Source organism: Pseudotabrizicola sp. (assembly GCF_030656345.1).
GTDB lineage: Bacteria > Pseudomonadota > Alphaproteobacteria > Rhodobacterales > Rhodobacteraceae > Pseudotabrizicola.
Window position 1 is genome coordinate 84,326 of record NZ_JAUSNR010000046.1, and the last position, 8,696, is coordinate 93,021.

11 protein-coding genes and 1 pseudogene are annotated in these 8,696 nt (G+C 62.7%); 8 read left to right on the forward strand and 4 right to left on the reverse strand.

Annotation, left to right across the window (positions count from 1 at the left end):
- Positions 1–133: 133 nt before the first annotated feature.
- The 3 genes from Q7J44_RS21050 (at position 134) to Q7J44_RS21060 (ending at position 4,440) form a co-directional block, all read left to right on the forward strand.
- Positions 134–1,150 (forward strand): ABC transporter substrate-binding protein, encoded by a 1,017-nt coding sequence (locus Q7J44_RS21050; RefSeq protein ID WP_304883076.1) that lies wholly within the window; start codon positions 134–136, stop codon positions 1,148–1,150.
- Between the two features lie 72 nt (positions 1,151–1,222).
- Entirely contained in the window at positions 1,223–3,379 is a 2,157-nt protein-coding gene (locus Q7J44_RS21055) for an iron ABC transporter permease (RefSeq protein WP_304883077.1), read from the forward strand.
- Between the two features lie 11 nt (positions 3,380–3,390).
- Complete coding sequence (locus tag Q7J44_RS21060; protein ID WP_304883078.1) at positions 3,391–4,440, forward strand: ABC transporter ATP-binding protein; 1,050 nt, start codon at positions 3,391–3,393, stop codon at positions 4,438–4,440.
- 241 nt (positions 4,441–4,681) lie between these two features.
- Here the strand turns inward: Q7J44_RS21060 and Q7J44_RS21065 are convergent, their stop codons facing one another.
- The gene (locus Q7J44_RS21065) at positions 4,682–5,401 is read right to left on the reverse strand and encodes a sulfate/molybdate ABC transporter ATP-binding protein (protein WP_304883079.1); all 720 of its coding nucleotides are present in this window, start codon (positions 5,399–5,401) and stop codon (positions 4,682–4,684) included.
- Between the two features lie 10 nt (positions 5,402–5,411).
- Positions 5,412–6,209 (reverse strand): sulfate ABC transporter permease subunit CysW, encoded by a 798-nt coding sequence (gene cysW / locus Q7J44_RS21070; protein WP_370693052.1) that lies wholly within the window; start codon positions 6,207–6,209, stop codon positions 5,412–5,414.
- A 150-nt stretch (positions 6,210–6,359) separates the two neighbouring features.
- Here cysW and Q7J44_RS21075 point away from each other — a divergent pair, with 150 nt between their 5' ends.
- The gene (locus tag Q7J44_RS21075) at positions 6,360–6,491 is read left to right on the forward strand and encodes a hypothetical protein (protein ID WP_304883081.1); all 132 of its coding nucleotides are present in this window, start codon (positions 6,360–6,362) and stop codon (positions 6,489–6,491) included.
- A 51-nt stretch (positions 6,492–6,542) separates the two neighbouring features.
- Positions 6,543–6,671 carry a hypothetical protein gene (locus Q7J44_RS21080; RefSeq protein WP_304883088.1) on the forward strand — a complete coding sequence of 43 codons (129 nt, stop codon included), beginning with the start codon at positions 6,543–6,545 and terminating at the stop codon, positions 6,669–6,671.
- Here Q7J44_RS21080 and Q7J44_RS21085 read toward each other — a convergent pair.
- On the reverse strand, positions 6,665–6,967 hold the full coding sequence (locus Q7J44_RS21085) for a hypothetical protein (RefSeq protein WP_304883082.1): 303 nt from the start codon (positions 6,965–6,967) through the stop codon (positions 6,665–6,667). The two genes, Q7J44_RS21080 and Q7J44_RS21085, sit on opposite strands and share 7 nt — an antisense overlap.
- A gap of 58 nt (positions 6,968–7,025) precedes the next feature.
- Here Q7J44_RS21085 and Q7J44_RS21090 point away from each other — a divergent pair.
- Both Q7J44_RS21090 and Q7J44_RS21095 read left to right on the forward strand, forming a co-directional pair.
- Positions 7,026–7,142: pseudogene (locus tag Q7J44_RS21090) on the forward strand (IS110 family transposase); the annotation flags it as partial.
- Between the two features lie 313 nt (positions 7,143–7,455).
- Positions 7,456–8,058 (forward strand): urea carboxylase-associated family protein, encoded by a 603-nt coding sequence (locus Q7J44_RS21095; RefSeq protein ID WP_304883083.1) that lies wholly within the window; start codon positions 7,456–7,458, stop codon positions 8,056–8,058.
- Positions 8,059–8,157: 99 nt separating this feature from the next.
- Here the strand turns inward: Q7J44_RS21095 and Q7J44_RS21100 are convergent, their stop codons facing one another.
- Positions 8,158–8,247: a hypothetical protein gene (locus tag Q7J44_RS21100; RefSeq protein WP_304883084.1), complete on the reverse strand. Its 90-nt coding sequence runs from the start codon at positions 8,245–8,247 to the stop codon at positions 8,158–8,160.
- A 114-nt stretch (positions 8,248–8,361) separates the two neighbouring features.
- Here Q7J44_RS21100 and Q7J44_RS21105 point away from each other — a divergent pair.
- A partial coding sequence (locus tag Q7J44_RS21105; protein WP_304883085.1) for a hypothetical protein occupies positions 8,362–8,696 on the forward strand: 335 nt, incomplete at its 3' end.

Sequence of the window (8,696 nt, forward strand, 5' to 3'; positions counted from 1 at the left end):
TCATCAAAAGACTGCCCCAGGGTCAGTCTGTTAACCCTGCCCCCCCTCCCCTTGTGGGCAGATGTCGTGCCAGTCTGGCCGGATACCGCTGAGGAGAGGCGGGATATCTGGGAGGATAAAGATGAAAGTTTGCATGATCAGTGCTCTGGCACTGGGCGCGGCCATGGCCGCAGGCGCGGCGCAAGCCCAAAGCCTGAATGTGGTCTGCTCGAACGAGCAGGCATGGTGCGATCTGATGGCACAGAATTTCAAGATCGACACCGGCGTCGATGTGGCGATGGTGCGCAAATCGACCGGTGAAGTGCTGGCGCAGATCCGCGCCGAAGCGGGCAATCCGAAGATTGATGTCTGGTGGGGCGGCACCGGCGATCCGCATCTGATTGCGGCCAATGAGGATCTGACCGTGGCCAGCGGGGTGGATGTGTCGGGCCAGCTGGGCTGGTCGCAGAACATGACCGAAATGTCAGGCGGCAAGGCCGTTGGCGTGCATGTCGGTCTGCTGGGCATGCTCTATAATACCGATGTGCTGGCCGAAAAGGGGCTGCCCGCCCCGGCCTGCTGGAAAGATCTGGCCAAGCCCGAATACAAGGGTGAGGTGACGGTGTCGAACCCGCAATCCTCGGGCACCGCCTATACCCAGCTTGCCACCCTGGTGCAGCTGTTCGGCGAGGATGAGGCGTTCAAGATGCTGGCCGAAATCGGGGCCAACGTGAACCAGAACACCAAATCCGGTTCCGCCCCCGGCAAGATGGCCGCGCGGGGTGAGACCACCATCGCGGTCGGCTTCATGCATGACATGGTGAACCTGAAAAAGCAGGGCTTCCCGGTTGAAATCGTCTCGCCCTGCGAAGGCACCGGCTATGAAGTCGGGGCGGTGTCCGTGATCAACGGCACGCCGAACCTGGAAGCAGCCAAGCAGTGGGTCGAATACGTGATCAGCGCCGATGCGCAATCGGCGGGGCTGGAGGTCGGCGTGTTCAACATCCCGTCGAACCCCGAAGCCTCGACCGATCCGGAGGCCCCCGACATGGCTGCGGTGAAGCTGATCGACTATGATTTCGCTACCTATGGCTCGTCTGAAACGCGTGAGCGGCTGTTGGCGCGCTGGGAAGCCGAAGTGAAATCCAAGGGCGGCAATTTCGAGGAATAAGGCCTGACCGGCCCGCCCCTTCAAACGGGCGGGCCATGCTTTTCACGGCAGAGTTTCCGGGGGATTGACGATATGCGACGCACGGCGGGGCTATGGCTTCTGATCGGGCTGGCGGGCTATGCCCTGCTGCCCTGGTATATGGTGGCGGGGGGCTTCTGGTCCTTTGGCTGGCTTTCAGCGATGGGTGGCGAGGCGCAACCCGCGCTGTTGTGGTCTGCGGGCGGGCGCGGCTGGCTGTGGCTGCCGCTGCTGGGATTTGCCGTGGCGGGGGCCGCGCTGGCACTGGCACGCGATCAGCTGGCCATGGCGCGCGGGCTGGTCATCGGCGGTGCACTGGGGCTGGCGCTGATGGCGGCGCAGGGGTTGATCATCCTTGGCAACGGCACAAGGCTGGGGCTGTTTGAGGGGGCCACGCAGCCCGGCATGGGCGCAGGGGCGCTTGTGGTTGCGGCCTCACTGCTGTTCCTGCTGACCACCGGCGTATCCGGTCTGGGGCGTGGCCGGGGCGATGCCTTCATCACCGGGATGATCGGGGCGATTGTCGCGCTGGTCGGCATCTTTGTGTTCTACCCCATGAGCTTTATCCTGCTGCGCGCGTTCGAGCTGCGTGGCGGCGCGGGGCTTGGCCTGTCAGAATTCCTGCCCCGCTTTCTGGCGGCGGAAATCTGGTCGCCAGCCTGCCTGACCGGCAGGGGCTATTGTGGGGCTGCGCTCAATTCGCTGATGCTGGCGCTGGCCACCGCAACCGGCACCACGCTGATGGGTCTGGCCTTTGCGCTGATCTTCACCCGCACCAATTTTCGCGCCAAAAAGCTGCTGCGCGTGCTGACCATCCTGCCGATCATCACCCCGCCCTTCGTGATCGGGCTGGTGCTGATCCTGCTGTTCGGTCGCGCGGGCACCATCACCGAATTCTTCGCGTATGCCTTCGGCTGGGAGAAAACCCGCTGGCTCTACAGCTTCTGGGGGGTCTGGCTGGCGCAGATGCTGTCGTTCACCCCCATCGCCTTTCTGGTGCTGATCGGCGTGGTCGAAGGAGTCAGCCCCAGCATGGAAGAGGCCAGCCAGACGCTGGATGCCGACCGCTGGCAAACCTTCCGCTTCATCAGCCTGCCCCTGATGCGCCCCGGTCTGGCCAATGCGTTCCTTTTGGGCTTCATCGAAAGTCTGGCCGATTTCGGCAACCCGCTGGTGCTGGGCGGCAATTTCAACGTGCTGTCGACCGAGATCTACTTTGCCATCGTTGGCACCGTGGCCGACCCGGCCAAGGCGGCGATCCTGTCGCTGATCCTGCTGTCGCTGACGCTGGGCGCGTTTCTGGCGCAGCGCAAATGGCTGGGTCGCAAGAACTATGCCACCGTGACCGGCAAGGGTGACTCTGGCCGCAATGCCGCGCTGAATGACGGGTTGCGCTGGACCTGCTATGCCGTGGCGCTACCCTGGGCCGCGTTTACGCTGGTGCTGTACGGGCTGATCTTCTTTGGCAGTTTCGTCAAGCTGTGGGGCTATGACCACACCCTGACCTTCGAGCATTACACCCGCGCCTTCGGCATCGTCTATCGCAACGGCATCCACTTTACGGGGGCGGCCTGGAGCAGCTATTTCACCACGCTGACCATCGCCGCCATCGCCGCCCCCCTGACCGCCGCCGTGGGCCTTGCCACCGCCTATCTGCTGGTGCGCCAGAAGTTCACCGGCAAGGATGCGTTCGAGTTTTCCACCATGCTGTCCTTTGCCATTCCCGGCACGGTGATCGGGGTGGCCTATGTCATGGCCTTCAACTTTCCGCCGATTGAACTGACCGCGACCGGGCTGATCCTGATCATCGTCTTTGTGTTCCGCAACATGCCGGTGGGCGTGCGCGGCGGCATCGCAGCGATGAGCCAGCTGGACAAATCGCTGGATGAGGCGTCGATCACGCTGGGGGCCAATTCGGCCACCACCCTGCGCCGGGTGATCCTGCCGTTGATGGGGCCTGCGATTCTGGCGGCGCTGACCTACAGTTTCGTGCGGGCCATCACCTCGGTCTCTGCCGTCATTTTCCTTGTGTCGGCGCGCTACAACATGGCCACCAGCTTTATCGTCGGACGGGTGGAGAACGGCGAATTTGGCATCGCCATCGCCTATGCCACCGTGCTGATCGTGACCATGCTGGCCGCCATCCTTGCCCTGCAACTGATCATCGGGCGGCGCAAACTGCGCCGGACCGATCGCATCGAAGCCCATTGAAGGAGGATGCCATGAAAGGCTCTGTCCGGTTCGAGAATGTCACGAAAAAATTCGGCGATGTGGTGGCCCTGAAGCCGCTCTCGCTGGACATCACCCCCGGCACGCTGGTCACCCTGCTTGGGCCATCGGGTTGCGGCAAGACCACGACGCTGCGGCTGATCGCGGGGCTGGAAAGTGCCACCGAGGGGCGCATCCTGATCGGGGGCGAGGATGTGACGCATCTGTCGGCCACCTATCGCAAGGTGTCTATGGTGTTCCAGTCCTACGCCCTGTTCCCGCATATGACCGTGCTGGAAAACGTGGGCTACGGCTTGTCGGTCAAGGGCATGTCGAAAGCGGAGGTGCGGAGCCGCGCCGAGGCCGGGCTGGAAACCGTGGGCCTGAAGGGCTTTGGCGCGCGGCTGCCATCGGAACTGTCGGGGGGCCAGCAGCAGCGCGTGGCGGTGGCCCGCGCCATCGTGCTGGAACCCGAGGTGCTGCTGCTCGATGAACCGCTGTCGAACCTTGATGCCAAGCTGCGCCGCCATGTGCGCGAAGAAATCCGCCAGATCCAGCAACGCCTTGGCCTGACGGCGGTGTATGTGACCCATGATCAGGAAGAGGCGATGGCGGTGTCGGACCGGATCATCGTGATGAAAAACGCCGAGATCGCGCAGGAAGGCACGCCGTTCGATCTGTATGACCGCCCGGCCAACGCCTTCATCGCCGATTTCATCGGTGATGCGAACCTGATCGACGTCGAGATCACTCAAGCTGGCGAACCGACCGAGATTGCGCTGCTGGACCGCCGGTTGACGCTGCCCCTGACCAGCACCGCCAAGGGTCAGGCCAAACTGGTGGTGCGGCCGCATCACATCCGCCTTGACCGCGACCCGGCTGCAGACCGTCTGCCAGCCGAAATAACCTATGCCGCATGGCTCGGAAATTCAGTGCAATACACCCTCTCTACCCCAGCCGGATCAATCTTTGCCATCGGCGCACCGCAGCCGCTGCCCTTCCGGCAAGGCGACACTGTGCATCTTGGTTTTAGGCTGGAGGATGTCCGTTTGGTCCCGGCGTAGGTCAAAGCTGATAGGCAATCTGACCTGTCACCTCAGGCAAATAACATTGCGTTTGGAGGTAACGCGGTGTCCAGAAACGGCAAGTCCTCCGCTTGTCGGGAGCGCCCGCAAAACGTTGTCCGAAAACAGTGCCAGATCGAAGAACAGCACCACATTTGAAGAAGCCTCCCAAAACCCGGCCGGTTGCTGTTCGGCCGGCAGCCCCAGCCGCAAGACCCGGATGGGCAAGCGCCCCCTTCCCTCATGCAGTAATGAACTCTTTGACGAAGGGCGTCGCCGGCCTTGCGCGGATGTCCTGCGGTTTGCCGATCTGTTCGATGCGGCCCATGGACATGACGACCACCAGATCGGCGAGTTCCATGGCTTCATCCTGATCATGGGTGACGAAGATGGTGGTGAGGCCGGTGGTGTCGTGGATGTCGCGCAAGCCCTGACGCAGTTCGCGGCGGACCTTGGCATCGAGCGCGCCGAAGGGTTCGTCGAGCAGCAGCATGCGCGGCTCGATCGCGAGTGCGCGCGCGAGGGCTACGCGCTGGCGCTGACCGCCGGAGAGTTGGGACGGGTAACGCGCGCCGATGTCGGGCAGCTGGATCAGCTCCAGCAGTTTCGTCACGCGGCGGGCGATCTCGGCCTTGGTGGGGCGGCTGGCCCGGGGCCGGGCGTTCAGGCCGTAGGCGATGTTGTCAAACACCGTCATGTGCCGGAACAGGGCGTAGCTTTGGAACACAAAGCCCGCGCGGCGTTCCTGCACCGTCAGGCCGGTGGCATCAGCCCCGTCAAACAGCACCCGACCCGAGGTGGGGAACTCCAGCCCTCCGAGGATGCGCAGAAGCGTGGTCTTGCCCGAGCCGGATGGACCCAGCAGCGCCACCAGCGCGCCCGATGGCAAGGACAGCGACACCGGGTGCAGCGCCGCGGTGGTGCCGAAGGATTTGGAGATTTCGTCGATGTCGATATGCATGGGGGCTCTCCTAATGGCGGTGCGTTGCGGCGAGTTGATCGGCATGGCGGAGTTCCAGAGCGGTTTTCAGAAGCAGGGTGACAAGGGCGAGCAGCGTCAGCACGGCGGCGAGGGAGAAGGCCGCAACCGAGAGATATTCGTTGTAAAACATCTCGATGGTGATCGGCATGGTGGCGGTCTGGCCCCGGATCTTGCCCGACACCACGGCCACCGCGCCGAACTCGCCCATCGCGCGGGCGTTGCAGAGCAGCACCCCGTAGAGCAGCGCCCAGCGGATATTGGGCAGCGTCACCGTCCAGAACATGCGCCAGCCCGACGCGCCCAGCGTCAGCGCCGCCTCTTCCTCGGCGCGGCCCTGTTCGATCATCACCGGGATCAACTCCCGCGCGACAAAGGGGAAGGTCACGAACATCGTGGCCAGCACGATGCCCGGCAGGGCAAAGACGATGGGGTAGCCGTTGCCCACCAGCCAGCCGCCGAGCAGAGAGTTGGTGCCGAACATCAGCACGATGCACAGGCCCGCGACGACCGGCGAGACCGAGAACGGCAGGTCGATCAGGGTGATCAGGAAGGCCTTGCCGCGGAAGTCGAACTTGGTGATGAACCATGCCGCCGCGATGCCGAATGCGGCGTTCAGGGGAACCGAGATCGCGGCGATGATCAGCGTGAGCTTGATCGCTTCCAGCGCGTCGCGGTTGCCGAGGGAGGCGATGGCCGTTTGAACGCCCTGCTTGAGGGCTTCGGCAAAGACCGCGATCAGGGGCGCGCCCACAAGGATGGCGAGGCCAATCACGGCAAGGCCGATCATCGTCCAGCGCGCGACGGGCGTTTCCTCGGCTCTGCGCCGTCTCCCTGCCATGACTGGCAGCGCGGTGGCTGTCAAAAGCTCCCTGTCCCGCCCCTGCTTTGTCCCGGCCACCCTGTCCTGATCGTTGGCGGCGGGGCCAGCGGGGTGCTGATGGCGACCCACCTGCTGTCGCAACCCGGGCCGCCGCTCCGCGTCACCCTGACAGTGATGTTTCCCGCCGCACGGGTTATGTTGATCGATTTCGACGCCGCGTCGCATCAAATGGTGATCTCGGTCCGGTGACCGGCACCATGTACATGTACATATCGGCCTGAACATGGTGCACCCTGTAACATGCCAAAACGCAGCAACCATGACGCGGCTTTAAAGGCGCGTGTTGCGTTGGAGGCGCTGAAGGGCGAGCGCACGGTTTCGGAACTTGCGACCGCTTACGAGGTCCATCCGACGATGATCCATCAGTAGAAGAAGGCGCTGCTGGAAGGTGATGCTGGAAGGTGTTGCGGGCATTTTTTGACGTGGCGGTCAGGCGGCGGCCACAGCCGAGATTGCCGAGGAAGCCGCGCAATTTCACTGTCCAGACACCGCAGCCGTTCGCCTAGTTGCACGATCTGCGCCAAGATTTCACGGCAACACAAGCGAACCGTTTTGGGCAGCCTGCCGTCCTCCGCGTCCACGATCTCGGCGAGCCGCTTGACCTGATGCACGCCGAGCGGAGCGATGTGCCCAAACTCATAAAGATAAGCGCGCAGCGCATTCACGGCCTCGGTACGCTGGTGAATGAACTGGGTACGCGTGCGAAACAGGACGGCGCGGCCCGTCAAGGCTTTTGTCAAGCGGCACAAGAACGACAGTGCTGATGCTGAGGCGATTGTCGAGGCGGCGCTGCGCCCGACCATGCGCTTTGTCGAGCCCAAGACAACCGAGCAGCAGGAACACGTTCTTTGCCAGATCTACCCCGATGATGCCTCCTTCCATTCGCTTGAACTCCAACATCTCAAGCTTGGCACATTGCGATGCCGTCAGGGAGAGAGGCATCCACTCCATCACCCTGCAGGAAGCCAAGGCTCTCGGGCATTTGGCGTGCCATCTAAGACAGCATCGTTTGCGCGAAGCGCCTGGCAGTCCAAGTCCAGAAGCCTGCCAGATGCACGCCAGATTTATCTGCCTTGACCCCACCAGGACCACCTATGATATTTTCAACTGCAGGTCAGGTGCACGACCTGCGCGGCAACAAAGGAAGCAGACCATGGTGACAGACCTCCACGTTGTCCCTGCTCGGCGTGGTCGGGCAGTACGGTTGGCCAAGGGCGAGGCGATCCAGATCATCAACACGCATGGTCAGCAGGTTGTCGATACCTGGTGCTTCAATGCCGATGACCTATCGGAATTCATGTCGATGGAGCATCTGCACGCCACGCTTCAGGGGATTTTCCCCGCAAAGGGTGACGGGCTGACGACAAACCGGCGGCGTCCCATCCTGATCCTGGAAGAGGATACCTCACCCGGCCGCCATGATACGGTCATCGCGGCCTGCGATGTTCACCGCTACGCCGCACTGGGCTGCACGCAATACCATGACAATTGCACCGACAACCTCACGGCCGCTTTGGCGCAACTGGGTCTGCGGGCAGCTGATTGCCCTGCCCCGCTGAACCTGTGGATGAATATTCCGGTCGGCCCGGACGGCAAGATCACGTGGGGCGAGCCGCTTTGCAAACCCGGGGATCACGTGACACTGCGGGCGGTCCTCGATTGCATCGTTGTGATGTCCACTTGCCCGCAGGACATGATCCCGATCAACGGTGCCGCATGTACACCGACCGAGGTTCATTATCGTCTGGTGAGCTGACGAGCATCAAGCCAAGCAAGGGCGCTAACTGATCGATCCGGTAGCCCCCGCCTCCCCTGCATCGAGATCACGACCTGCCCCAGCTTCTTGCCCAGCGCCTCAGACATAGCACCGCAGGTGCTGTGCGCCTTGCCACCCCGTCACCGCAACGATTTCTTCCATCGTCGCGCCAGTGGGTGCGCGCAACATCGCAATCAGCGCGGCTTGCTTTGTCCCCTCACGCTGGATGGGCGGCTTCGGTGTCTTGACGACGTACTTTTACAAAGCTGGTCATATTTTGCGCGACTACCGGTTCAGTCCCCGATGGCCAGCAGCCTGAGCCTTGGCAAGCGCAGTGTATCGACGATACTGGTACTCTGCGAAGCGGATTCATCTCTGAGAATTTCGGAATGCAGCACCGATCCGGGTCCGCACATCGGGTGGCTCAGCTTCTACGGCAAGTGCCATGGCTCGCAGGTCGCGCCTGACCATATGCAGCTGGTCAATCAACGACATGACGACGCCAAGCGCATCTTCGTCCAAATCAAGACCATCGGCCAGATCGCACAACAGCTGCATGCGGGCGATATCGATCCGGTCAAAGACATGGGCGTTGCCGTCGAATGTTTCGCGCCGGACCGGCAGGATCACCTCGGCCT

Bases quoted from the DNA above. Each gene is read 5' to 3' on its own strand.
- Q7J44_RS21050 (WP_304883076.1), top strand. From the start codon at position 134: ATGATCAGTGCTCTGGCACTGGGCGCGGCCATGGCCGCAGGCGCGGCG.
- Q7J44_RS21055 (WP_304883077.1), top strand. From the start codon at position 1,223: ATGCGACGCACGGCGGGGCTATGGCTTCTGATCGGGCTGGCGGGCTAT.
- Q7J44_RS21060 (WP_304883078.1), top strand. From the start codon at position 3,391: ATGAAAGGCTCTGTCCGGTTCGAGAATGTCACGAAAAAATTCGGCGAT.
- Q7J44_RS21065 (WP_304883079.1), bottom strand. From the start codon at position 5,401: ATGCATATCGACATCGACGAAATCTCCAAATCCTTCGGCACCACCGCG.
- cysW (WP_370693052.1), bottom strand. From the start codon at position 6,209: ATGATCGGCCTTGCCGTGATTGGCCTCGCCATCCTTGTGGGCGCGCCC.
- Q7J44_RS21075 (WP_304883081.1), top strand. From the start codon at position 6,360: ATGGCGACCCACCTGCTGTCGCAACCCGGGCCGCCGCTCCGCGTCACC.
- Q7J44_RS21080 (WP_304883088.1), top strand. From the start codon at position 6,543: ATGCCAAAACGCAGCAACCATGACGCGGCTTTAAAGGCGCGTGTTGCG.
- Q7J44_RS21095 (WP_304883083.1), top strand. From the start codon at position 7,456: ATGGTGACAGACCTCCACGTTGTCCCTGCTCGGCGTGGTCGGGCAGTA.
- Q7J44_RS21100 (WP_304883084.1), bottom strand. From the start codon at position 8,247: ATGTTGCGCGCACCCACTGGCGCGACGATGGAAGAAATCGTTGCGGTG.